19 protein-coding genes and 2 pseudogenes are annotated in these 24,274 nt (G+C 64.9%); 10 read left to right on the forward strand and 11 right to left on the reverse strand.

Features of this window, described 5'->3' with window-relative positions; genetic code table 11:
* Position 1: 1 nt before the first annotated feature.
* Entirely contained in the window at positions 2–787 is a 786-nt protein-coding gene (locus LY284_RS26000) for an IclR family transcriptional regulator (protein ID WP_233388842.1), read from the reverse strand.
* Between the two features lie 126 nt (positions 788–913).
* Between LY284_RS26000 and LY284_RS26005 the strand changes: the two genes are divergently transcribed.
* Positions 914–2,257 carry an MFS transporter gene (locus LY284_RS26005; RefSeq protein ID WP_375294296.1) on the forward strand — a complete coding sequence of 448 codons (1,344 nt, stop codon included), beginning with the start codon at positions 914–916 and terminating at the stop codon, positions 2,255–2,257.
* A gap of 4 nt (positions 2,258–2,261) precedes the next feature.
* Complete coding sequence (locus LY284_RS26010) at positions 2,262–2,702, forward strand: type II 3-dehydroquinate dehydratase (protein WP_233388844.1); 441 nt, start codon at positions 2,262–2,264, stop codon at positions 2,700–2,702.
* Positions 2,703–2,737: 35 nt separating this feature from the next.
* Here the strand turns inward: LY284_RS26010 and LY284_RS26015 are convergent, their stop codons facing one another.
* Positions 2,738–3,304 carry an FcoT family thioesterase gene (locus LY284_RS26015; protein WP_083973283.1) on the reverse strand — a complete coding sequence of 189 codons (567 nt, stop codon included), beginning with the start codon at positions 3,302–3,304 and terminating at the stop codon, positions 2,738–2,740.
* A 45-nt stretch (positions 3,305–3,349) separates the two neighbouring features.
* Positions 3,350–4,045, reverse strand: a complete 696-nt coding sequence (locus tag LY284_RS26020) for a response regulator transcription factor (protein WP_233388846.1) — start codon at positions 4,043–4,045, stop codon at positions 3,350–3,352.
* A gap of 232 nt (positions 4,046–4,277) precedes the next feature.
* Between LY284_RS26020 and LY284_RS26025 the strand changes: the two genes are divergently transcribed.
* The 3 genes from LY284_RS26025 to LY284_RS26035 all read left to right on the forward strand — a co-directional run bounded on the left by LY284_RS26025 (position 4,278) and on the right by LY284_RS26035 (position 9,143).
* Positions 4,278–5,216 carry a LysR substrate-binding domain-containing protein gene (locus tag LY284_RS26025; protein WP_233388848.1) on the forward strand — a complete coding sequence of 313 codons (939 nt, stop codon included), beginning with the start codon at positions 4,278–4,280 and terminating at the stop codon, positions 5,214–5,216.
* 125 nt (positions 5,217–5,341) lie between these two features.
* Complete coding sequence (locus LY284_RS26030) at positions 5,342–7,405, forward strand: DUF4387 family protein (RefSeq protein ID WP_233388850.1); 2,064 nt, start codon at positions 5,342–5,344, stop codon at positions 7,403–7,405.
* A 28-nt stretch (positions 7,406–7,433) separates the two neighbouring features.
* Positions 7,434–9,143 carry an alpha-keto acid decarboxylase family protein gene (locus tag LY284_RS26035; protein ID WP_233388852.1) on the forward strand — a complete coding sequence of 570 codons (1,710 nt, stop codon included), beginning with the start codon at positions 7,434–7,436 and terminating at the stop codon, positions 9,141–9,143.
* 95 nt (positions 9,144–9,238) lie between these two features.
* Here the strand turns inward: LY284_RS26035 and LY284_RS26040 are convergent, their stop codons facing one another.
* Both LY284_RS26040 and LY284_RS26045 read right to left on the reverse strand, forming a co-directional pair.
* Positions 9,239–9,403 (reverse strand): hypothetical protein, encoded by a 165-nt coding sequence (locus LY284_RS26040; protein WP_233388854.1) that lies wholly within the window; start codon positions 9,401–9,403, stop codon positions 9,239–9,241.
* 41 nt (positions 9,404–9,444) lie between these two features.
* Positions 9,445–10,131: a FadR/GntR family transcriptional regulator gene (locus LY284_RS26045; protein WP_014251835.1), complete on the reverse strand. Its 687-nt coding sequence runs from the start codon at positions 10,129–10,131 to the stop codon at positions 9,445–9,447.
* 159 nt (positions 10,132–10,290) lie between these two features.
* Between LY284_RS26045 and LY284_RS26050 the strand changes: the two genes are divergently transcribed.
* The 4 genes and pseudogenes from LY284_RS26050 (at position 10,291) to LY284_RS26065 (ending at position 15,349) form a co-directional block, all read left to right on the forward strand.
* A complete protein-coding gene (locus LY284_RS26050) occupies positions 10,291–12,075 on the forward strand; it encodes a gamma-glutamyltransferase family protein (RefSeq protein WP_233388858.1) in 1,785 nt (594 codons plus the stop codon).
* Between the two features lie 27 nt (positions 12,076–12,102).
* Positions 12,103–13,500, forward strand: coding sequence for an MFS transporter (locus tag LY284_RS26055; RefSeq protein WP_233388860.1), 1,398 nt, complete (start codon positions 12,103–12,105; stop codon positions 13,498–13,500).
* Positions 13,501–13,527: 27 nt separating this feature from the next.
* Positions 13,528–14,046: a GAF domain-containing protein gene (locus tag LY284_RS26060; RefSeq protein WP_233388862.1), complete on the forward strand. Its 519-nt coding sequence runs from the start codon at positions 13,528–13,530 to the stop codon at positions 14,044–14,046.
* Positions 14,043–15,349: pseudogene (locus LY284_RS26065) on the forward strand (MFS transporter). The gene LY284_RS26060 and the pseudogene LY284_RS26065 overlap by 4 nt, the downstream one beginning before the upstream one ends.
* Positions 15,350–15,425: 76 nt before the next feature.
* On the opposite strand, the pseudogene LY284_RS26070 reads toward LY284_RS26065, so the two are convergent.
* Both LY284_RS26070 and LY284_RS26075 read right to left on the reverse strand, forming a co-directional pair.
* Positions 15,426–16,875: pseudogene (locus tag LY284_RS26070) on the reverse strand (short-chain fatty acid transporter).
* A gap of 57 nt (positions 16,876–16,932) precedes the next feature.
* Positions 16,933–18,375 (reverse strand): amidase, encoded by a 1,443-nt coding sequence (locus LY284_RS26075; protein WP_233388864.1) that lies wholly within the window; start codon positions 18,373–18,375, stop codon positions 16,933–16,935.
* A gap of 149 nt (positions 18,376–18,524) precedes the next feature.
* Between LY284_RS26075 and LY284_RS26080 the strand changes: the two genes are divergently transcribed.
* The gene (locus tag LY284_RS26080; RefSeq protein ID WP_233388867.1) at positions 18,525–19,415 is read left to right on the forward strand and encodes a LysR family transcriptional regulator; all 891 of its coding nucleotides are present in this window, start codon (positions 18,525–18,527) and stop codon (positions 19,413–19,415) included.
* A gap of 15 nt (positions 19,416–19,430) precedes the next feature.
* Here LY284_RS26080 and LY284_RS26085 read toward each other — a convergent pair whose 3' ends face one another.
* The 4 genes from LY284_RS26085 to LY284_RS26100 all read right to left on the reverse strand — a co-directional run bounded on the left by LY284_RS26085 (position 19,431) and on the right by LY284_RS26100 (position 24,209).
* Positions 19,431–20,561, reverse strand: coding sequence for an amidohydrolase (locus tag LY284_RS26085; RefSeq protein ID WP_233388870.1), 1,131 nt, complete (start codon positions 20,559–20,561; stop codon positions 19,431–19,433).
* 2 nt (positions 20,562–20,563) lie between these two features.
* Positions 20,564–21,871: an MFS transporter gene (locus tag LY284_RS26090; RefSeq protein ID WP_014251826.1), complete on the reverse strand. Its 1,308-nt coding sequence runs from the start codon at positions 21,869–21,871 to the stop codon at positions 20,564–20,566.
* A gap of 83 nt (positions 21,872–21,954) precedes the next feature.
* Positions 21,955–23,229, reverse strand: a complete 1,275-nt coding sequence (locus LY284_RS26095; protein ID WP_233388872.1) for a CaiB/BaiF CoA-transferase family protein — start codon at positions 23,227–23,229, stop codon at positions 21,955–21,957.
* Positions 23,226–24,209 carry a hydroxymethylglutaryl-CoA lyase gene (locus tag LY284_RS26100; protein ID WP_233388875.1) on the reverse strand — a complete coding sequence of 328 codons (984 nt, stop codon included), beginning with the start codon at positions 24,207–24,209 and terminating at the stop codon, positions 23,226–23,228. Before LY284_RS26100 ends, LY284_RS26095 begins: the two co-directional genes overlap by 4 nt.
* Positions 24,210–24,274 lie beyond the last annotated feature (65 nt).

Here is a 24,274-nt window from a genome sequence, read left to right on the forward strand (position 1 = left end):
CTCAGCCCTTGCCAAGCGGCGGCCGGCTCGGGAAGCCGGCCATATTGCTCAGTTGGGCCAGTTCGTTGGCCGCCTCGCGCAGCAGCGCCGAGTATTCGTGAATCTTCCCGGCCGTGAGCCGCTTGCGCGGACCGGCCAGGCTGATGACGCCGACGCAGCGCGAGCCGCTCAACACGGGCGCCGCCACCGCCGACATGCGCGGGGCGAACACCTCGTCGATCATCGCGTAGCCACGCACGCGCGCGGCGTGCAGAAAACCCAGCAGCGCCTTGAGCGTCGTCGGCGCATTGGGTCCGAACTCGTTCGGCTCACCGAAGCCCTGCTTCAGCACCAGCGCGACGGCCTGTTCGTCGGTCATCGTCATGAGCCACGCGTGGCCGGTCGACGTGCATGAAAGCCGCGCCGCCTGACCCATGTCGGGATCGTAGCGAAAGCCCGTGCGCTGTCCGTCCGCCTTCCCCACCCAGATGATCGCTTCGCCGTCCACCAGCGACAGCCGCGCCAGTTCGCCGGTCTGCGCCGCGACGCGTTCGATGATCGGCTGGGCGATATCCGCGATGCCGGTGAGGCTCAGGAATTCCAGCCCGTTCGACGTCATGCGCATGGTCAGGATGTAGCGGCTGTGATCGACCAGTTGCCTGACATAGCCGCTTTCGACGAGATCGGCGAGCAGGCGATGACATGTACTGCGCGGCAGGCTCAAAGCGTCGGCAATGGCCACGAGGCCCGCGCCTTCGCCTTGCGACGCGAGGAAATCGAGAATTCTCAGGCCGTTTCTAAGCGACATCGCCAGTGGGTTTTCAAGATGTGAAATGCAGTTCCGGTGCGGAACGCTCCGCCCTCGAAGCGCAAACAATATCACCTGTTCGTGGCCGGAAACGAACGCTTCATATCTAAAAAATGGGAGACGCCAATGTCAGTTCCTGCTGACTCAGACCTCGCCGCGGGCACACGATCCGCGCACACTCACTTGATGGCGCGCCGCGCGGTGGCGGGCGCCACCGTCGGAACGGCGCTGGAATGGTTCGACTTCGCGTTGTACGGCGTCGTCGCGGCCACCATCTTTCCGAAGCTGTTCTTCCCGTCGCTCGATCCGACCGCCTCGCTGCTGGCGTCGCTGGCGAGCTTCTGGGCGGGGCTTGCCGCGCGCCCGCTCGGCGCGGTGATCTGCGGCATGCTCGGCGACCGCTGGGGACGCCGCAACCTGATGCTAGCCACGGTATCGGTGATGGGCGTGTCGTCGTTCCTGATGGGGCTGCTGCCCACCTACCAGCAAGTCGGCATTCTTGCGCCGACGCTGCTTGTCTCGCTTCGCATCGTTCAGGGTTTCGCGCTCGGCGGCGAATCGACGGGTGCGCAACTGATGGCGGTCGAGCATGCGTCGGCGAAGAAGCGCGGCTTGTATTCGGGCCTGCTCGGCATTTGCTCGCCGCTCAGCCAGATCCTCGCCAATTTCGCCCTCTTTGCGCTGTCCAGTCTGCTTTCGGCCGACGACTTCGAATCGTTCGGATGGCGAATCCCGTTCCTCGCGAGTTTCGTGCTCGTGCTGCTGGGCATTTATATCCGCATGAAGGTCAGTGAGACGCCGGCCTTCGAGGCGCTCAAGCAGAAAGGCGAAGGCGCGCGCGCCGCGAATCCGCTCGGCGTCGTCTTCAAGTTTCACTGGCGCACCGCGCTGCGTCTCACGCTGTTTTTCTGCGGCCCGGCTGCGCTGTTCTACCTGATCGTGGTGTTCTCGCTCAGCTATCTCACGAAGAACCTCGGCGTGCCCAAGCAGACCGGCTTCATGCTTCTGATGGTCGCCAATGTCTGCGCCATCGTGGGCGCGCTGGCGGGCGGCTATCTGAGCGACCGGATCGGGCGCAAGCGCGCGCTCTTGATCGGCTCGTTCTGCACGCTCGTCTGCTGCCTGATCTACTTTCCGATCCTCCAGCAACACTCCGTCGCCATGACGATGGCCGTGATGGGCGCCTTCCTCGGCTTCACGCAGTTTCAGAGCGGCATCCAGCCGGTGTGGTTCGCGGAGTCCTTCCCGACCGAAGCGCGTTACACGGGCTCCGCGCTGTCGTACTCGGGCGCGAATCTGCTGACCGGCGGGCCGATGCCGATCGTCGCCGTGGCGCTGCTCAATGCCTTTCACGGTTCGCCGTGGGCCATCGTCGCGGTGTGCGGCTCGCTGAACCTGCTCTCCTTCATCATGATCGCGACGTCGCGGGAAACCAAAGACACGGCCCTCGAACGTAGCGCTACCCACTGAAACCATGACTCGCAAACTCTACATTCTCAACGGCTCCAACCTGAACATGCTCGGCGTGCGGGAGCCGCACATTTACGGCAATACGACGCTGAAGGACATCGAACAGAACTGCCTCGCGCTCGCCGAAGATCTCAAGTTCGATTGCGTCTTCCGACAGACCAACAGCGAGAGCCAGTTGATCGACTGGATTCAGGAAGCATTCCTTCAGGATGCCGCGCTGATCATCAATCCGGCGGGCTTTTCGTTCGGACGCATTCCGGTGCTCGACGCAGTCAAGCTGATCCGCCGCCCGGTGGTGGAAGTGCACATCACCAACATTCACCGGCGCTCCGAAGAGTACCGTCACTCGACGATCTCGGTGGCCGCCACCGCGGTGATCTGCGGGGCCGGCGCGAATGGCTACTTGCTGGCGATCCGCGCCGCCGACGATCTCTGGAGAGGCTGATCCGGCGTCACGTATGAACCACCGCCCGCGATATTTCACATGGCCGGAATCGCGAAGGTCGCCTGGCCAAAGAACGCGGGCGGTGCGTCGAGGGAACGCGTCCCGTCGATGAACGCAAACTCCGACGCGAGAAACACCATGCCGGCGTGCTTGCGCATCGTCGTGAACGCGAGGCGCATGACGACATGCTGGCCGTCGAGCGTGCGCCTGAACTGCGTCTTCACGGACGTGATGAATGTCCGGCTCAGCACCTGCTCCTTGAAGTCCTGAAGATCGGTCGTCTTGATCGCCTGGCGAAATGCGTGAGGTTCATCGTCGACGACCAGATCGGCTATCGTCAGAAAGGCGAGTTGATTGAGACAGAGCAGCGATTCCACCGCGTTGAAGTGACCCGTCTGCGATCCATAGAAGGTGTAAGGCACGCAGACTTCGGCGAGTGCAACCAGTTCCTTGTCGAACGACATATCGCGGAACGCTCGGCCGATATACACGCATTCGGGCTTATAAGGTTCGAGAATGTTATCTCTCAGATATGCAGGGATAGCGCGAAAGTTATCGGACTGGAATGCGTGAGAGCCAAGCGGTTTAAGTGGCGCGAGCATGATGTTTTCTCCTGGTTCGTACAGGAAAAATGTAGGTGCGGAGAATTAGCCGGAAATGATCGCCCGCTCATCGCCGGCCGGAACGTGCTGCGTCAGCGTCCAGCCAAGGCCTCTCACGTTACGGATCAGATCGCGGCCGAAGCGCTTTCTCATCGCGTGGATCAGCACGTCGATTGCATTGCTTTCCACTTCTCTGCCCCAGCTATACAGGCGCTCTTCGAGTTGACCGCGCGAAAGAATGGAACCGCGCCGCTCCAGGAAGGCATGCATCAAGGCGAATTCGCGCGCCGAGAGCGTCGATTCGATGCCGTTATGGCGGATCGTTCGCTTGTCGAGGTCGAGATTGAGCACGCCGTCGCCGATGCACGATGTCGCATAGCCTGCCGCGCGACGCAGCACGGCGCGAATGCGCGCGAGCACTTCGCGCGAGTCCAGCGGCTTGAGCAGGCAATCGTCGGCGCCGGTATCCAGGGCGCGTGCACGCATTCCGGGGTCGTCGTGCGCGGTGAGCAGCAGCACGGGAATGCGGTTTCCGGCGGCACGCGAGGCCTTCAGGAAGTCGATGCCGCCCAGCCGCGGAACCGACGCGTTCAGCAGCACGACGGCGTAATAGGCGGACGCCATCGCGTTCCGGCCGGACTCGCCATCGCGCACCCAGTCGACGCCGTACTCCGCGCCCCGCAATGCGGAGAGCAGCTTACGACCCGCTTCGAGATCGTTCTCAATCAGCAGGACTCGCATGTTTCCCTCTATGCATGAGCTTTCGAGAACACAGTCTGCCGGCTTCGCCAACGCAGGAAAAATACCGTCTTTCAATGGCCGTATACGCAGCCGATATAGCTAATCGTCTGAACTTTTTGTCGTGCGATGCGGCTCGGTTCCTGAAAGGCGGTTGACAAAGAGGCGCTTCGCGGCGAAGGTGAGCCGTCTTGCCTCTCTCAACGGCTCGCAGCTTGTTCACCTACAGGCCGCCATGAAACTTCGACAATTGCGGTACTTCGTCACCGTCGTCGATGCCGGCAGTTTTTCGCGCGCGGCCCAGATCGCGCACGTCGCTCAGCCGGCGCTGAGTCTGCAGATCGCCGATCTCGAGGAAGCGCTTGGCGTCGTGCTGTTGCAACGAACGCCGCGCGGCGTGAACGCGACCGCCGCGGGCAAGCGGGTGTACCTCGAAGCCACGGCGATCCTCCGGCGCATCGATCGTTTGCGCGAGGTGGCGCTCGGTCAGGGCGAGGACATCGAAGGCAGCGTGCATATCGGCATGTCGTCGACGCTGGCTGCGCGTTTCAGCGGGCCGCTGATCGCGGCGTGCCGCGATGCCTTGCCGAAGGTGCGGCTCACGTTTTCGTCCGCGGGCAGCGCACGGCTCGCGGCACGCCTGCGCGACCATTCGCTCGATCTCGCCGTGCTGTTCGAGTGCGCGCCTTCTCCCGACTACGTCACCGTCCCGCTGCTTCAGCGACGCCTCTATCTCGTGCGTCGCGCAAGCGGAAGCGTCATGCCGGCATCGATACGTCAGGAACAACTGGCCGATCTCCAGCTCGTGCTGGCGCGCCCGCCCAATGTCGCGCGCACGGTCGTCGATCGCATGTTCGAGCAGGCGAAGATCGAACCCCTCGTCGCCGCGGAAGCGGACGTGATGAGCGACATGCTGGCCGCCGTGCAGGCCGGGGTCGGCGCGACGATCCTGCCGCTGGACAGCACGGATGAACTGCCGGGCAAGGCCGGTCTCGTCTCGCAGGTCATCGAGCCCGCGGTCTGGATGGCGGCCTGCATCGTGTCCTCCGCTGACGCACCGCTCGGTGCGGCGGGCGAAGCGGTGCGCGACTTCATCGTTGAATTCATCGGCAAGCATTCGGGCGGCCAGCCCGCCGAGGCGACGCCATCGGACGACGAAGGTTCCGACGATTAGCTATATCGGCCGCGTATACCGCCATTGAAAGACGGTATTTTTCCCGCTCGTCGAAAAACAGCAGACTTGCTCCCAACGCATCGGAAGGACCACATGTCGTGGTCCGATGCAACGGGAGAAGCGAAATGGCAAAGCTGATTTACCGCATCGTGTCGGCCTGCGGCGCGCTGGGATATGGATTTCCGAAGGAATCGCTGCAAACGGCAATGACAGGCCGCGTCGATGCGGTGATCTCCGACGCCGGCTCGATGGATGCGGGCCCGTACTATCTCGGCGCGGGCACGCAATATTTCGAGCGCGAGGCCGTCAAGAACGATTTTCGTCAGATGGTCGAAGCCGGCACGCGGATCGACGGCCCCGTGATACTCGGCAGTTGCGGCATGGCGGGCGGCGACCGCAACCTCGAATGGATGCTCGACGTCGCGCGCGAAGTGTTCGAGGAACTGGACGTGCGCGACGCGAAAGTCGCCGTGATCCATAGCGAACTGGATCCCGCTGTCGTCATCGACGAACTGCGCGCGGGCCGGCTGCGCCCTGTCGGCGCGGGTCCCGAACTGAGCGAAGCGTCCTTGCGCGACAGCACGATCGTCGGTCAGATGGGCATCCATCCGATTCTTGCCGCGCTCGAAAGCGGTGCGAAGTATATCTTCGCCGGCCGTTCATGCGACGTGGCGCTGTTCGCCGCCGACATGATCCGCCGCGGCATCGCGCCGGGGCTCGCGTATCACGTCGGCCACGTGCTCGAATGCGGCGCGCTGGCGTGCGACCCCGGCTCGCCGTCCGACTGCCTCGTCGCCGAAATCTACGACGACGGCAGCGCCGTGTTCACCGCGCCGAACGACAGCCGCCGCTGCACGCCGTATTCGATCGCCGCGCATTCGCTGTATGAGGAATCTCATCCGCAATTGCAGTTTTATCCGGAAGGCGTGCTGGCGATGGCGAGCACGGCATTCTTCGCCGTCGATGCACGCAGCGCGGGCATCCGCGACAGCCGCTTCTATCGCACTGGCAAGCCGTGGCCGCTCAGCATCAAGCTGGAAGGCTCGCGCCGCGTCGGCATGCGAAAAGTCTCGCTGATTCATCTGCGCCCGGGCGATATGCACCACATTCCCGCCGATGTCCTCGTCTATGGACGCAACGGCGTGGAGAAGCGGCCCGCCGGGTCGAACGAACGCGAACTCGGCATCATCGTGCAGACGCGTGCGCGCACGCCCGAGGCGGCAACCATGCTGGCCAGTCTGCTCACGCACTATCTGATCCACTACGGCTATGCCGGACGCGAATCGACTGCGGGCAACATCGCCTATCCGCTTTCGCCGAATCTGGTCAGCTTCCGCTATGAAAACGGCACGTATGGCGCGATCGTGCCGAGCGGCACGCGCGACCCGATCTTCATTGCAAAGTACGCAACGATCCGGCAGCAGGTCGTGGAACTCGTTCGCCGCGAGTTTCCGGAGGCGCTCGCCGATGCACAGTACGAGTTCGTCGAAGCGGACGCCGAGCGTCCGGTGGCATTGCTGCGCACGATTCACGACGATGCCGCCGCGCTCGACACGCTGCACCGGGCGGAGATCGAACGCATTGCATCCGTCGCGCCGATGGGCGCCGGTTCGCTGCTCGCGCTCGATGCCGCCGACGCCTATGAATGGACCCTCTTCCATCTGCTGCAAAACGAAGCGGTGATCCGCGAGCAGATGTTCCCCATCCGTCATTACCTTGCGAACGGAAGCGCATGGACCGAAGCGGGCGAAACGCGCGCAAGGTACTTCGACATCGGCGAGCCGGCGGGCACGGTGAATCTCGACGACCGGAGCCTGTCGTCGATCGAAGACGTGCCGCCGCAACGAGAGGCCGTCGGAAAGCGGCGCCTGCTCGACATGGCGCGCGTGATTCGCAGCAAGAACGCGGGCGTGAACCGGATCACGTTCGATGTGCTCTTCGTATCGAAAGAGATGTACGAGACGGCGTTGTACTCGAACATGTTCTGCGCGCGCAATCTCGCCGAGGAACTCGCGTACGACGTTTCCTCCATCGTCGGCGCTTACTTCGTCGATAACTGCAACGGGATCAAAGTGACCATCGAGCGGCCGATCATTTCCGCCTCGCGCAACGAACGGGATGTGTTCGGCGCACAGCAGCAGTCGCTGCTGGAACGCATGGTCATCCCGACGTATGCCGGCGCCTTGTAAGCCACACGCTCAATCGATGGAGTTTCATATGTCCAAAGCATTCACCCTGACCGACTATCTTCTGGAGCGTCTTCGCGAACTCGGCGCGGATCGCGTATTCGGCGTACCCGGCGACTTCACCCTTTCCATGCTCGACCATATCGGGCGCGACGGCCGTCTTCAATGGGTGGGCTGCGCCAACGAACTGGGCGCGGGTTATGCCGCCGACGGCTATGCTCGCGTTCGCGGAATCGGCGTCCTCTGCACGACATTCGGCGTGGGCGAACTGAGCGCCATCAATGCGATTGCCGGGAGCTTCGCGGAATACGTGCCCGTCGTGCATGTCGTGGGCGCGCCGTCGCGTGCCGTGCAGGCCGCGCGCAATTGCACGCATCACAGCCTGGGCACGGGCGATTTCGGCGTGTTCGAGCGCATGGCGCACGAAGTGGTCTGCGCCCATGCCACGCTCGATGAACACGACGCCTGCGCCGAGATCGACCGGGTATTGCGTACCGTCATGTCGCAGCGTCGTCCGGGCTATATCGTGATGCCTTCCGATCTCGCGGACCTTCCGGTGCGCGCGCCGGAAGCGCCGCTCGCGCGGTCGAGCGATACGACCGATCCCGACGCGCTGCGTCAGTTTTCACGCGACGCCCGCGCGTTGCTGCAACAGGCATCGAGCGTGTCGCTTCTCGCGGACGTGCTGGTGCAACGAATGGGCGCGGAGCCGAATCTGCACTCGCTCATCGATGCCGGCGACATTCCGCACGCCACGCTGCTCTCGGGTCGCCGGGTCGTGAACGAAGAGCATCCCGCGTATCTCGGCACGTACAACGGCGCCGCGAGCGAGCCCGCGGTACGCGCAGCCATCGAGGAAGCGGAGGTGCTGATCAAGGCCGGCGTGCGCTTCACGGACCTGACGAGCGGCTTTTTCAGCCAGCATCTTGCCATCGACCGGTTGATCGACATCGGACCGCATGCGTCGAGCGTGGCCGGCAGGCAATACGGTCCGATCGAACTCGCCGACGCGCTCGATGCCTTGCATGCGATCTTCGTGGACCGCGCGCCGTTGCCGCGCACGGAACGCCATCGGGTCGCCGGGCATCGACATGACGAAGCCCACGCCAGCGCGGCGCTGTCCCAATCGACGCTCTGGCAAACGGTGAGCGAAGCGCTGCATCCGGGCGATCTCCTGATCGCGGAGCAAGGCACGTCGTTTTACGGACTGGGCGCGCACCGCTTGCCCGACGACGTGCTGTTCATCGGCCAGCCGCTCTGGGCGTCGATCGGCTACACGCTGCCGGCGCTGCTCGGCGCATCGCTGGCGGCGCCGCGGCGGCGTCCCGTGCTGCTCATCGGCGACGGCTCCGCGCAACTGACGATCGCGGAACTCGGCACGATGATCCGGCAACACGTCAACGCGATCATCGTCGTCGTGAACAACGACGGGTACACGGTCGAGCGCGCCATTCACGGCGCGGACGCGGCCTACAACGATATCGCCCGCTGGGACTGGACCGCCTTGCCCGCCGCGCTGGGCAAAGGCCGAACCAGCTTCAGCGCGCGTGCTTCGACGCCCGCCGAGTTACGCGAAGCGCTCGCTTGCGCGCGCGCGTCGGGCGACCGGCTGTCGCTCATCGAAGCCGTCGTGCCGGGCATGGACGTTCCGCCGTTGCTGCGCGAGCTCGGCAAAGCCGCGGGCGCGGTCAACGAGGGGCCGGCGGGTCATGCGCCCACCGAAGCCGAAGCAGCGGGTTGAGCGGGCTTTCCTCGCGGTACGCGTGATGAAACGGCAAGGCCCGGGAATGTGCATTCCCGGGCCTTGTCATTCGAGCCGATGCGCCCGCGCCGCCGCTATTGCCATTTCGCCTTTTTATGGCGATTGCGGCCAATGACGTCCCACAGCCTTTTCGACTCTTTCTGCGCCGACTTCGCGCCTTCCTCGTGATGGTGCTCCGCGTCGCCATGCCCGGCGGTGATGCTCCGCGTCGCGTGCCTGAACATTTCAGCGAGTTTCATTGCAACCTCCTTTCGCAGCGTGCGCGCCGCGAAATTTCAGTCTACTCCGGCTGCCGGACGGCGTCGTCGCCTCTTTCCCGCTGCGAGGGTATGCGCCATTGCACGTTCAGCAGATGGTCGCGCATGCGAGCGGCGGCGGTGGCGCCGTCGCGTTCGAGCATCGCCTTCACGACATCCTGATGCTGCATGGCGAAATGACGGCGCGTGTCCTGATCGGCCGTCTTTTCGCGCGCGTTCGGCTTCATGCGCATGCCGTTGACCACGTCCATCAGCGCGATGATCGCGGGATTGCGCGTGGCCTGCGCAATGAGCAAATGAAAGCGATGATCCCACTGCTGCCACTCGTCGTCGTCTTTCGCCGTGGCGTTGCGCCGCGCGCATTTCTCCAGTTCCGCGAGATCGTCGGGACTCGCCTTGAGCGTCGCCAGCTCGACGAACGCCGGTTCCAGCACGAGCCGCATTTCCGCGATGTCGGCCGGGCTCGACCCCGCGCGCAGGCTGCGCAGCGAAGCCGAAAATTTCAGCGGCCGCGCGCCCAGATACGTGCCGCGTCCGACGCCGCGCCAGACCCGCCCCGCCGCTTCCATCGACGCCAGCGCGGCGCGCAGATCGCGCCGGCTCATGCCGAGCGCTTCGGCGAGGCTGCGTTCGGGCGGCAGCGCATCGCCGTCCTTCAGATTGTGCTGCGCGAGGTAATCGAGCAGCCTGTCGAGCGCGGGTTTTTCCATGATCGGATGTGAACCAATAAACATTGGTTCAATGTATCAGAAACGCGACCCGGCCGCGCGGCATTGCTTTACTTTTTCTGTTCGCGTACGCTGCACACATATTTTGTATTTCATCGATCCGAACCAATCTGAATTGGTTCGCAAAAACGGACGAAAGCCATGAGTTTCACGACACGACCCGAGCTGATCGGCACATTCGGCATGGTGGCATCGACGCACTGGCTCGCCAGCGCGTCCGCGATGGCGGTGCTCGAAAAAGGCGGCAATGCCTTCGACGCGGCGGCGGCGGCCGGTTTCGTGCTGCAAATCGTCGAGCCGCATCTGAACGGGCCGGGCGGCGAACTGCCCGCCGTGTTCTATAGCGCGAAGGAAGACCGCGTGCGCGTGCTGTGCGGCCAGGGCGTGACGCCCGCCGCCATGACCATCGGGCGCATGAAGGAACTCGGCCTCACCGTGATGCCCGGCACGGGCCTGCTGCCCGCCGTCGTGCCCGGCGCGTTCGGCGGCTGGATGGCGATGCTGCGCGACTATGGCCAGTTGCCGCTCGAAGACGTGCTGAGCTATGCAATCGGCTATGCGGAGCACGGCTATCCGGTGCTGCCGCGCATGGCGTCGTCCATTCTCGCGATCCAGGATTTCTTCAGGCGCGAATGGCGCACGTCCGCCGAGCAATGGCTGCGCGACGGTGAAGCGCCGCGTCCGAATCATCTGTTCGCGAATCCCGCCATTGCGGAAACGTACAAGCGCATCCTGCGCGAGGCGAACACGCGAAGCGACCGCGCGGAGCAGTGCGAACGGGCGCGCATCGCGTTCTATCGCGGCTTCGTCGCGGATGCGATCGATCAGTACTTCCGCTCGACCGATGTTCTCGATACCTCGGGCCAGCGCAATCGCGGCCTGCTCGACGCCGCCGATCTCGCACGCTGGGAGCCGACCTACGAAGACGCGGTCTCCTACGAATACGAAGGCCTCGTGGTCCACAAGACGGGACCGTGGGGGCAAGGCCCGATGTTCCTGCAACAGCTCGCGTTGCTGAAGGGTTTCGATCTCGCGAGCATGGACCCGCTCGGGCCGGACTTCGTGCATACGGTCATCGAGTGCTCGAAGCTCGCGTTCGCCGATCGCGATGTCTTCTACGGCGACCCGAACTTCTCCGACGTGCCGATGGACACGCTGCTCAGCGACGCCTACAACGACGCGCGCCGCAAAGAGATCGATCCGCGGCGCGCGTCGTTCGAATTCCGTCCGGGGCGCCTGCTCGACAGCGAAGCGCGCGCCGAGAAGATTCTCGCCAACGCGGGCCGCCAGCAGCCGGGCGGTTTCGGTCAGGGCGAACCCACCTTCGCGCCGCTGCCGGAATTGCGCGGCGACACGGTGCATCTCGATGTCGTCGATCGCTGGGGCAACATGGTGTCCGCGACGCCGTCAGGCGGCTGGCTGCAGGCGTCGCCCGCGGTGCCGGGCCTCGGCTTCAACGTGACCACGCGCGGCCAGATGTTCTGGATGGAAGAAGGCCTGCCCTCGTCGCTCGGACCGGGACGCCGCCCGCGCACCACGCTGTCGCCAACGCTCGTCACGCGCGGCGGCAAGCCGTATGCCGCGCTCGGCACGCCGGGCGGCGATCAGCAGGATCAATGGTCGCTGCAACTGCTGCTGCGGCACGCGCACTTCGGCATGAACCTGCAAGCGGCGGTGGATGCGCCGTCGTTTCAGACCGCGCATTTTCCCGGCTCGTTTTATCCGCGCGACATTCAGCTCGGCAAGATGTCTGCGGAAGGCAACTTTCCGCAAGCGACGCTCGACGCCCTGCGTGCACGCGGCCACGATCTCACCGTCGCCGAGCCGTGGTCGCTGGGGCGCGTGTGCGCCGTCGGCATTCGCAACGGCCTGATGCGCGGGGCCGCCACGCCGCGCCAGATGCAGGCTTACGCGATCGGGCGCTGACGCCGACTTCACCGGAGAACATCGATCATGTCCGCTATCGCCGCCCGCCTCGAACGGCTGCCGCTATCCGGCTTTCATCGCAAACTGCTCATCATCGGCGGATGCGGCTATCTGTTCGACGGCCTCGATTCGTCGTCGCTCGCGTTCCTGCTTCCCGTCGTCAGCAAGCTGTGGAACCTGACGAGCGCGCAGACCGGGCTGGTGGCAAGCAGCACGTATATCGGCTATTTCTTCGGCGCGTTTTTGTCCGGCGTGCTCGCGGATATCATCGGCCGGCGCCGCATCATGATGAGCGCGCTCGCGATCTATTGCGTCGCCTCGCTCGCGAGCGCCACCGCGCAAGACTGGCACACGTTCTTCGCGCTGCGAATCATCGCGGGCTTCGGCTCGGGCGCGGAGACCGTCGTGATCGCGCCGTTTCTCGCGGAGTTCGTGCCGCGGCGCTATCGCGGCATGTTCTGCGGCGCGCTCGTCGGGTTCATGTCGTTCGGCTATCTGAGCTCGTCGATTCTCGGCTACACCGTCGTGCGCAATTTCCCGGACGGCTGGCGCTATCTCGCGGTCATCACCTCGCTGCCGGTCGTGATGCTGCTGTGGTGGCGCCGCACGCTACCCGAATCGCCGCGCTGGATGGAAAGCCAGGGCCGCGTCGCCGAAGCGAACGTTATCGTCGACGATATCGAGGCGTGGTACGTGAAACGCGGCTTCGAGCTTGCGCCGCTGTCGGCCGTGGGCGCGATTCCGTCCGCCGCCAAGGGCAGCGGCAGCGCGTGGCGCAATGTGAAGACGCTGTGGAGCAAGCGCCTCGCGGGCACGACGGCAGTGAGCTGGCTGATGTGGTTCGCCGTCGCCTTCGCGTATTACTCGTTCTTCTCGTGGATTCCGAGCCTGCTCGTCAAGGAAGGCCTCACGATCACGAAGAGCTTCGGCTTCTCCATCGCCATCTACGGTGCGCAGATTCCGGGCTATTTCTCGGCGGCGTGGCTCAACGAGAAGATCGGCCGCAAGGGCGTGGTGGCGTCGTACATGACGCTCGGCGGCATCGCGGCGATCATGCTGTCGCTCTCGCATACCGGCGTGCAGATCATGGCGGCGGGCATCTGCCTGTCGTTCTTCATGAACGGCGCGTTCGCGGGCGTCTATGCCTACACGCCGGAAATCTTCCCGACTTCGGTGCGCACCACGGGCACGGGATCGTCGTCTTCCTTCGGGCGCATCGGCTCGGTGAGCGCGCCGATTCTCGTCGGCATCGTGTATCCGGCGTTCGGCTTCTTCGGCGTGTTCGCGATGACGACCGCCGTGCTGCTCGCGGGCGCGTGCGTGGTGTTCTTCCTCGGCATCGAGACGCGCAACCGCTCGCTCGAAGACATCGAAGTCAACGGCGCGATCGAAGGCGATGCACGCGATCGCCTCGCACGCGGCTAGTCACGCGACTCACACGACAACGACATCATGCGCTCCATGCAACTGACCGATCTTCAACGCCTCGCGCACGCGATGCGCGAACCGGCTCAACCCGCGACGCTCTTCGATGCGGTCGCCGCCGTTGCCGGGGAGACCATCGGCTTTCGTTTGTTCACGATCATGGCGTACGACGCGCGCCATCACGAAGTGGAGCGCGTCTACACCAACATGCCCGACGTCTACCCGACCGGCGGCCGCAAGAAGAAGCGCGGCACCGCGTGGGCCACGCAAATCCTCCAGGAAATGCGGCCGTTTCGCGGCGAGACCGCGCACGACATCCGCAATGCGTTCGACGATCACATGACAATGGCGAACATGGGCCTCGGCTCGATCCTCAACATTCCCATTGCCTATGACGGCGAGTGCATCGGCACGATGAATCTCACGCACGTCGAGCACTGGTACACGCGCGAGCATGAAGACGCGGGCGTGCTGCTCGGCTCGTTTCTCGCGCCCGCGCTGGTTGCGCGCATGCCGCTTTACGCCGATGCGGAGCCGCGCGCATGAACCGCGCATCGTCTCCGGAAACCGGACGCTGGCTGATCGTCTTCGCGCTCGGCTATCTCGCGCTGCTCGTCGACGGCCGGACGTGATGATGTACGGCCTCACGCTCACGCGCATCAAGGCCGAATTCGGGCTCACCAATGTCGAGGCGGGCGCGCTCGGCAGCCTGACGCTCGTCGGCATGGCGGTGGGCGGCATTCTGGGCGGCTGGGCAAGCGATACGCTCGGCCGCGTGCGCGTCGTCGTGTGGGCGCTCGCGCTCTTCTCGCTCGGCGCGGGCCTGCTCGGACTCACGCATACCTTCGCCGAGTTCGCGCTCGTGCGCTTCATCAGTTCGCTCGGGATTGGCTGCATGGTGCTCGTGAGCACGCTCGTCGCCGAATATGTGCCGACCGAGCGGCGCTCGCTGATTCTCGGCATTCTGCAAACGGGGATCTCGGCGGGTTACATCGTCGTGATCTCGCTCGCCAACTGGATCTTGCCGCACTACGGCTGGCGCATGCTCTTCTATGTCGCGACGATTCCGGTGGTGCTCGCGTTCGCGATTCACTGGTTCGTGCCTGAGCCGCCCGGCTGGCGCGCAAGCATGGCGCTGCGGGAAGGCGCGCCGCGCGTGCGCCGTCCATGGCGCGAGAACCGTTATTACCTGATCTTCTCGGATCGCGAGGCGCGCAAGATGTTCATCCTGTGGGCGCTCGCATCCGTGTTTGCGTTGTCGGGCTTTTACGGGCTGAACAACTGGCTGCCGACTTATCTCGAGAAAGAACTGCACGTGCGCTTCGGCTCGATGGCGGGTTACATGATCGGCACGTATGTGGTCGCCTTCATGGGCAAGATCGTCGCGGGCTGGCTCGGCGACGTATGGAGCCGGCGCGGCGTGTATGTGATCGGCTGCATCGGCGCGGCGTTGTTTTTGCCGGTCATCGTGTTTCTTCACACGCGCGAGAATATCGTCTGGCTGATGCTGTTTTTCGGCTTTCTCTATGGCGTGCCGCTCGGCACGATGGGCGCGTTCATGTCCGAGAGCTTCGCCACGCGTGTTCGCGGCACGGCGGTCGGCGGCTCGTATAACGTGGGGCGATTCTGCTCGGGCGCGGCGCCCGTGGCGATCGGGTTTATCGCTACGCAGTTCTCGTTCGGGGTGAGTTTCCTGCTGGTGGGCGTGGTGTTTTTCCTGAGCGGAATCTGCGCGGCCTTCATTCCGGATCGGCTTTACGACACCAGCGCGCGGCCTGACGATACCGATGTTTCGACGCCCTCGCGTGATGTGACTGGTGGCGCAACGGAGGCGCTTAATCCGCGTTGAGGAGACGGCGTCGCCGGGCAACGATCAAGGAACTGATCGCATATTCCCGACTCCGCCGCGCCCGGTGCCGAAACGCCTACGGCATGACCGGCAGATGATAAGCCAGCGTCGGCGCCAGCAGCCACAGCATGGTCAGCACGAGCACCGTGCCGCAGATGAACTGCGCGAACGTGAATCCGACGAGATCCCGTGCCTTCAGTCCGAGAATGCCCAGCAGCGGCAGCATCCAGAACGGATTGATCAGGTTCGGCAGCGCCTCCGCCGCGTTATAGATCTGCACGGCCCAGCCCAGATGCACGTGCAGGTCGTTGGCCGCCTGCATCACATACGGCGCTTCGATGATCCACTTGCCGCCGCCCGACGGCACGAAGAAGCCCAGCACCGCCGAATACACGCCCATCACGAGCGCGAACGTATCCGTCGATGCGATGCTCACGAACAGCGTCGACAGATGATGCGTCAGCGAATCGCCCGCCGCGCCCCTGGCCGAAGTCAGCATGCTCGCAATCGCGCCGTAGAGCGGAAACTGGATCAGCACGCCCGCCGTCACGGGCACCGCCTTCGACACGGCGCGCAGAAAGCGTTTCGGCCGCCAGTGCAGCAGCATGCCGAGCAGCAGAAAGATCAGGTTGTACGTGTTGAGCCCTGAAATCGCGATGAGCCAGTTCTTGCTCGCGAACTCGTTGATGACCCAGCCGCCGCCAAGCGCCACCAGCACGAGAATCAGCGCGGGGCTGTATTCGAGCCACTCGCCGGGGCGCTCGCGGGCGGGCAGCGCATCCTCGATCGTGTCGAGCGCGATGCCGAGATCGGCGGCGGTCTTCGCGCGCGCCGGGCCGGGCGCGGTCCACCACGCGATCAGCGTCGAGACGGCGATGAGCGCGCCGGCGATGCAGAGGCTCTGCCAGAGAAACAGCGTCTCGCTGAAGGGAATGACGCCCGTGATCGGCAGCAGCGTCGCGGGAATGCTGGCCGGATTCGCCTGCAATTGCGCGGCCGACGAACTGAGACCCAGCGCCCAGGTCGCGCCGATGCCCAGATACGCCGCCGCGCCCGCCGCGCGATAGTCCATGCGCAACGCCGAGCGACGCGCCAGTTCGCGCACCAGCAGGCCCGCGAACACGAGGCTGATCGCCCAGTGCAGGAGCGATGTCAGCACGCTGAGAAAGGCGACGTAGGCCACGGCGGCGCGACCGCTTTTGGGCGCGCGCCGCGCGCGTGACGAGCCGCGCAACCGGGGGCGAACTCGCGATCACGTAACCGGTGATCGCGACCATCGCCATCTGCATGGTGAAGGGGATGAGGCTCCAGAAGCCGTCCCCGAACGACACCGCCACCGCGCGCGGCGACGCGCCGATCGCGAGCGCGCCCAGCGCGACCGCCAGCACCGTCAACGCGACGAATACGAAGGCATCCGGATACCACTTCTCGCACCAGGCCGTGACGCGCAGCGCGAAGCGTTCGAGCATGGGTGCATCGTCGCTGCGCGCGTGCGCGGGTACTACATCTCTGCTGTCGACCGACATGTCTGTCTCCTTCCTCTGTCTGTGTTCTCTCGTGGAACGTGAGGACCGGCGCGCGCCTCAGGCGAGCGCCCGCTGCGCGAACGCCGATACGCCGAGCGTCGTTTCGAGCAGTTGCGCGGCGCCGAGCAATTCGAAATCGCCACGCGGACGGCCCAGCAGTTGCAGGCCGACCGGACGGCCATCATCGGTCGTGCCGGCGGGAATCGAGATCGACGGGCAACCCGTCAGCGTCAGCACGAAAGTGAGATACATCCAGTCGATGTACGAATCGAGCGGCGTGCCGTCGATCTCCGTGGGAAAGCGCTGATCGACCGGAAACGGCGCGACCGCGACGGTCGGACACGCGAGCACGTCGTACTGCCCAAAAAACGCGCTCACGCGATTGAACAGCGCGCCGCGCAGACGCTCGGCGCGCGCGACATCTTCGCCGCTCTGCCGAAGGCCCTTTTCGATGTTCCAGACGATCTCCGGGCAGATGCGATCGCGCGCGGCGTCGAGCAGCGGCGCGCGCACCGCCGCGACGAGATTGGCGCGCAAGGTCTGGAACGCCTCGAAGCCGCCGCTGAAATCGGGGCAGCCGTCGTCGACCGCGGCGCCGTGCTCCGCGAAACGCCGTGCCGCCCGTTCGCAGATGCGCGCGACCTCCGCCTCCACCCGGCCAATGCCCAGGTCCGGCGTGAAGCCGACGCGGCGCGGCGCGCGCGGACGGCGCACCGCTTCGACGAACGGCACCGGATTGCGCGGCCACGACAGCGGATCGCGCGCATCGAAATGCGCCTGTGCGTCCAGCATCAGCGCGACATCGGCGACCGTGCGGCCCATCGGACCTTCGACCCACAGCGGATCGTAGGGCACGGGCGACACGGGCCGCGGCACGCGCCCCACGCTCGGCCGCATGCCGACCACGCCGCAGTAACTCGCGGGAATACGCAGGCTGCCGCCGAGATCGTTGCCGGTCGCGAGCCACACCATCTGCGAGGCGAGCGCCGCCGCCGAACCGCCCGACGATCCGCCGACCGAGAGCCGCGTGTTCCACGGGTTGCGCGTCGCGCCGAACACGGTGTTGAAGGTGTTCGCGCCCGCGAACTCCGGCACGTTGGACTTGGCGAGCGGAATCGCGCCGTGACGTTCGAGATTCGCCACGGTCAGATCGGACGCCGGCACCACGTTGTCCCGGAAGATGGGCGAGCCGTAGGTGGTCGGCACGCCCGCGAGGTCGTTGTGGTCCTTCACGGCGATCGGCAGGCCCGCGAGATAGCCGGGCATCGCGAGGGTTGCGTCGTCGGGTTTCGGGAAGCGGCGCGCCGCATCGCGGGCCGCATCGAAGCGACGCAACGGCAGCGCGTTGATGTGCGGATCGACTTCCTCGATGCGCGCGATGGCGGCATCGACGAAATCGAGCGGCGAGGCTTCACGGCGTCGCAACATCTCGACGGCCTGCGTCGCGCTCAGGGCGCACAGGCCTTCGGCCGCGTGTCGGGGAAGGATGGATGAAGTCATGCGTGTCTCCGTGTGGGTCAGTCGGTGTCGAAGCGGATTGCCCGGCTCATGTGGTGTGATCGAGAATAGTCGCGTCGGTCGGCCCGCGGAAATCACTTTCCCGGATAAAGCTCATAAGCGCCTCTTCTGAGGCAGGACGCGAGAATCAGATGGACATTCGCCAGCTTCGAACCTTCGTGACCGTCGCGCGCTTCGGCAGCGTGACCAAGGCAGCCGAAGCGCTGCACGTGACGCAGCCGGCCGTGAGCGGCCAGCTTCGCAGTCTTGAGGAAGAGCTCGACGTGCGCCTGCTGTCGCGCACGACATCGTCGGTCACGCTCACGCAATGCGGCGAGGCGCTCCTCGGCCGCGCGGAAAAAGCCATCGAAACGTTCGGCGAGTTCGTTCACGCGGCGCGTGGCTTTCGCGGCCAGATCGAAGGCCGTTTGCGCATCGGCTTCGTGATGCTCGATCCCGCCGCGCTGCGCGTCGGCCCGCTGCTCGCGGAGATGGTTGCGCAGCATCCGGGCCTGAAGATCGACTTGCAGGTCGGCCGCACGAGCTGGCTGATCGACGCGTTGCGCAGCGCGGAAATCGACGCGGCCCTGCTGGTCTGCAAGAAGCGGCCCGAAGGCGCGCACGTCAAGGTGCTGGATGAAATGACGTTTCGCCTCGTGGTGCCCGCGTCGTGGGAGCCCTTCGAGGACTTCGCGCTGGAACGCCTCGCGCACAAGCCGTGGATCCGCATGGCGCCGCGCAGCGGGCATCAGGAAGTGCTGAACGAGATTCTGCAAAGCGCGGCGATCAAGCCGGTCGAAACCGTCGAAGCCGATCACGAGCAGTTGATGCGCGCGCTCGTCGCGGCGGGCGTCGGCGTCGGTCTGATGCGCGAGGCGCTGGCGAACGAAGCGCGCGATGCCGGCGAAGCCGTGTTCTTCGGCGAGCACCGCGCGAGCACGCAGGTGGCGTTCGTCTATGCCGAAGGACGCAGCGGCGACCCGGCTATTCAGGCCGTATCGCAGGTGCTGGATCGTATCTGGCAGATCAGCGGCACGAGTTGAGGCGCATGCGGTCGCTCACGCGAGACGATAGACCTTCGCCACGGTTCCCCGGAACAAGCTTTCTCGTTCCTGCGGACTCGCCTGTACGGTCAGGCGCTTGAACGCATTCCAGCCGTTGCTGAACGGGTACGAGCCCTTGTCCACAGGGAAATTGCTCTCGAACATGCAGCGATCGGCGCCGAACGCCTCGATGCACGTGTGCATCCACGGTTTCCATGCATCCGCAAGCTCGGTCGATGCGGGCGGACGCTCGCCCTTCTCGAATTCGAAGCCGTTGATGCGCATGCCCAGACCGCCGACCTTGACGAACACGTTGGGCAACTGCGCAAGCTCACGCATCGAGCGGCTCCATGTGTCGAACACGTCCTTGCGGTGATCCGCATAACTCGCGATTCGCACGACGCCGCCGCAATGATTGACGATGAAAGGCGTATCGGGATACGCCTTCGCCAGATCGAACAATTCGGGAAGCTGCGGGAAAAACAGCCAGGCGTCGTACGACAGTCCGAGCGACCCGAGTTGCGCAACGCCCGCGCGATACGCGGGATCGAGCAGCAGCCCGCGCGGCGCCGCCGAGAGCGGATTGACGAGCGTCGGGTCCGCATCCCAGGTCACGAGGTGACGCACGCCGCGCAACCGGCCATCGCCGGCCGCAAGCTCCGCTTCGAGCACGTCGCGAATCGCGGCGCCGCGACGCAGATCCGCATAGCCCACGATGCCTTTCGCGACCTGCGGCGTTCCCTTCTGCAATGCGGCGGTCGTGCCGGTGACGTACTCGATCTCACCGACCGGGCGCATGGGCTCGGGCCCGTCCTTCCGGTAATGCGTGAGCGCCTGCATATACACGGAGGCGGTGATGTTGTGCCCTGACCGCGCGTCTTCGAGATAGTCGTCGAGCAGGTAAGTCCAGCCCGTGCGTTCATAGAAATGGTGATGCGCGTCGATGATCGGCATCTCCGGTTCGAGCGCCGCCTCGGTGCCGGATGCGAGCCACTGCGCTCGAACCGGAAGATAGTTGCTGGTCGTGCTCATGCTGCGAGGCTCCTCTTTTGCAATGGCCCCGCGCGATGCGAGCGCCGGGATCATGACCGATGCGGCGGCCGCGCCGAGCAACCGGCGGCGTTGGGGGGAAAGAAGCGAATCCATCGTCACTCTCCCTTGTCGAAAGCAAACAGCGAGAGCGTCAGCAAGGTCGTGACGACGAGCACGATGGACAAGCCGATCATGCCGGCCGTGAACGTGCCGAAGCTGTCCTTCAGGAAGCCTACGAGATACGGACCGGCGAACCCGCCCAGCGCACCGATCGAATTGATGAGCGCCAATCCGCCCGCGGCGGCCTGCCCGGAGAGAAACCGCGCCGGCAGCGTATAGAAGATCGTGCGTCCCGCGATCGTGCCGATCAGCGCGAGCGTGATGCCGGTCATCGCGGGAACGAGTTGCTGGAAGTAGGCCGACACCCCGAGCGCGACCGCGCCGATGAAGAGTCCCGCCGCGAGATTCGCGATATGCCCGCCACGGCGATCCACGCGCTTCGCCCACCAGAGCAACGCGATGGTCGCAAAGAAGTACGGCACGGCCGACACCCATCCGGTCTGCGTGACGCTCATGCCGTGCGCCTTGAGCATCTGCGGCAGCCAGATGCCGATCCCGTACGAGCCCATCGTGAAGCCGAACGAGATCATCGCGAGGATATACATGCGCACATCCTTCAGTGCCGCCGCGAAGTGCTTCTTCTTTTGACTCGATGCGCCCTCGCGGTCAAACGCGCTTTGCAGCGCCTGCCGTTCTTCCGGCGAGAGCCATGTCGCATCGGCCGGCTTGTCGGCGAGCATCTTCAACACGAGAACACCCAGGACGCACGCAGGCAGACCTTCGATGATGAACATCCACTTCCAGCCCGCCAGACCGAGCAACCCATCCATCTTGAGGAGCCACGCCGACAAGGGCCCGCCGATGAGCGACGAGAGCGGCGTGGACACCGTGAACCACGCGAGCACGCGCGTGCGGTAGCTCGCCGGAAACCATACGGCGAGAAAGAAGATGACCCCGGGAAAGAAGCCGGCTTCACCGATGCCCAGCAGCAGGCGGATCACATAGAAGCTGGTCGGGCCCACGGCGAGCGCCGTCGCCGCCGCGAAGAAGCCCCACGTGATCATGATGCGGGCGAGCCAGCGGCGCGCGCCGAATCGATACATGGCGAGATTGCTCGGCACTTCGCACAGGCAGTAGCCCGCGAACATGATGCCCGCTCCCCAGCCGAACTGCGTCGCGGTGAGACCGAGATCGCGGTTCATCGTCAGCGCCGCGAAGCCGACGCTCGTGCGGTCGAGATAGTTGAAGAAGTAGGCGAGCGCCAGCAGCGGAATGAATCGCCATGCGGCTTTTCTGACCGCCTGCTGTTCGAGCGTCGAATAAACGGGGCTCTCGGCCGTCACATTCGAGGATAAGGATGTCATCTGTCGTCTCCGGACGGATCACCGGGGCGCGCGAAGTCATGCCGTTACGCACGACGTCGCGCTTCCCGGTTGTTTTATCGATTTCAGGCGCTGGCTACTTCGTTGGCCGATGGACTCGCCGCATCGCCGGGCTTTCGCTCCTGGCACTTGATGACGCCAGCCCCGGTCAGTTGCCTCACGTCCTCGGACGAATACCCGAGCTGCTGGAGCAGCGTTCTCGTGTCCTGCCCCAGTGAAGGCGGAGCGGCGCGCAGTTGCAGGCGTTCGCCGTCCAGTGTCAACGGGAGCAAGGCCGTCTTCGTCGAAACCGGCCGCTCGGCGCCGCTCGCGTCGGGTGGCAAGGTCACGTCGGCGAGCCCGCCGGTTGCAAGCAGATGCGGATCGTCGAACAGGTCTTGCGGCCTCGTGATCGGCGCATAGGGCAAGCCACAGCGCTCGAAGACTGCGCTGATCTCGGCGGCGGTGAATTGCTCCATGTGCTTGCGAAGCTGCGGCAGCAACCAGCTCCTCGCCTGCACGCGCTGATTGTTGCTGGCGATTCGCTCGTCGGCTTTCAGCGTCGAGAGACCGAATGCGTCGCAGAACAACGCCCACTGCGTGTCCGACACCACCGCCAGGAAAATCTGCTCTCCGTGCCTCACGGAGAACACGTCGTACACCGCCCATGCGGAAATGCGGCTCGGCATCGGCGCGGCGGCCTTGCCGGTCACGGCGAACTGCATCATGTGCTGGGCGACCAGAAAAACGTTGTTCTCGAACAAGGCGCTCTGCACGGCCTGGCCGCGTCCGGTGCGCTCGCGTTGCGCGAGCGCCGCCATCGCCCCGATCGCGCCGAACATGCCGCCCATGATGTCGTTGACGCTCGTGCCCGCGCGCAACGGCTTGCCTTCCGGTCCGGTCATATACGCGAGACCGCCCATCATCTGCACGACTTCGTCGAGCGCCGTGCGATGGTCATAAGGGCCAGGCAGGAAGCCCTTGTGCGAGACGTAGACCAGCCGGGGATTGAGCTTCGACAGCGCCGCATAGCCGAGGCCCAGCTTGTCCATCGTGCCGCTCTTGAAGTTTTCGCTGAAGACATCGGCGCCCGCGAGAAGCTTGTGCACGATCTCGACGCCGCGCGGGTCCTTCACATCGACCGCAATGCTTTTCTTGTTGCGATTGAACGTGCTGAAGAAGCCCGCGCCGGAGCCGCGCAGGGTGCGCGTGCTGTCACCCGAGATCGGCTCGACCTTGATGACTTCGGCGCCCAGGTCCGCCAGCACCATGCCGCACGTCGGACCCATGACCATATGCGTCATCTCGACGACGCGCACGCCGCTGTACGGCAGAGATTGGTTCGCTTGCACTTCGCTCATTGCGCCACTCCCAGCAGACATCCTTCCGGCTGGGGCGCACTCGGTGCGCGCCCGTCCGCATAGATAAAGCCTTTCGGCAGGCCGGCATCCTGCACATGCCCGTACAGCGCTTCGCCCGGAAGCGCCTGCGCGAGAATCGCGCGCGCGGCGGCCAGTCTGTCGATATCGACGCCCGTGTCATAGCCCATCGCTTCGAGCAGGAACGCGAGGTCTTCCGTCACGATGTTGCCGGTCGCGCCCGGCGCATAGGGGCAGCCACCGAGACCGGCCTGACTCGAATCGATCGTCGTGACGCCGGCATCGAGCGCCGCGAGAACGTTGGCGAGACCCTGACCCCGCGTGTTGTGGAAGTGCGCGCCGCCCGCCTTCCCGCCGAACTCGGATTGCAGACGGCGAAAGAGACGCCGCACCTGCACCGGATTGGCATAGCCGCTGGTATCCGACAGACCGATTTCATCGACGCCGCAGTCGGCCATCGCGGCGCACATGCGCATGGTCTGGTCGTCGGTGACGACGCCCGCGATCGTGCAACCGAAGGCCACCGACACGCCCGCCTCGATCTGCACCGCCGGGAACTGCGCGTCGCGCAACGCCACGATGCTGCGCACCTCGTCGATCATCTGCTCCGTCGTCTTCCTGATGTTGGCCGTCGCGTGTTCATTGGTCACGGACACCGGCAGCGTGATCTTGTGCACGCCCGCTTCGAAGGCGCTTTGCGCGCCGCGCAAGTTGGGCGTGAGAACCGCGACATGTAGCCCCGGAATCGAGAGCGCATGCGTCACCACCTCGCGGATGTCGGCCATCTGCGGCAACAGTCTCGGCGGAACGAAGGAGCCGACTTCGATCTCCCTGAGTCCGGCTGCGGCGAGCGCGGAAATCCATTGCAGCTTGGCCGCCGTCGGCATGACGGTTCTGATGCTTTGCAGACCGTCGCGCGGCCCGACCTCGCTGATCAGTACACCGGGACCTGAAGAATTCATCTGTCACCTCGCTAAAGTTCTATCTGATAGACCACAATTCTGTTGAAGAGAACAATAGAACGAAC

This window comes from Caballeronia sp. PC1, assembly GCF_021353155.1.
GTDB classification, from domain to species: Bacteria; Pseudomonadota; Gammaproteobacteria; order Burkholderiales; family Burkholderiaceae; genus Caballeronia; species Caballeronia cordobensis.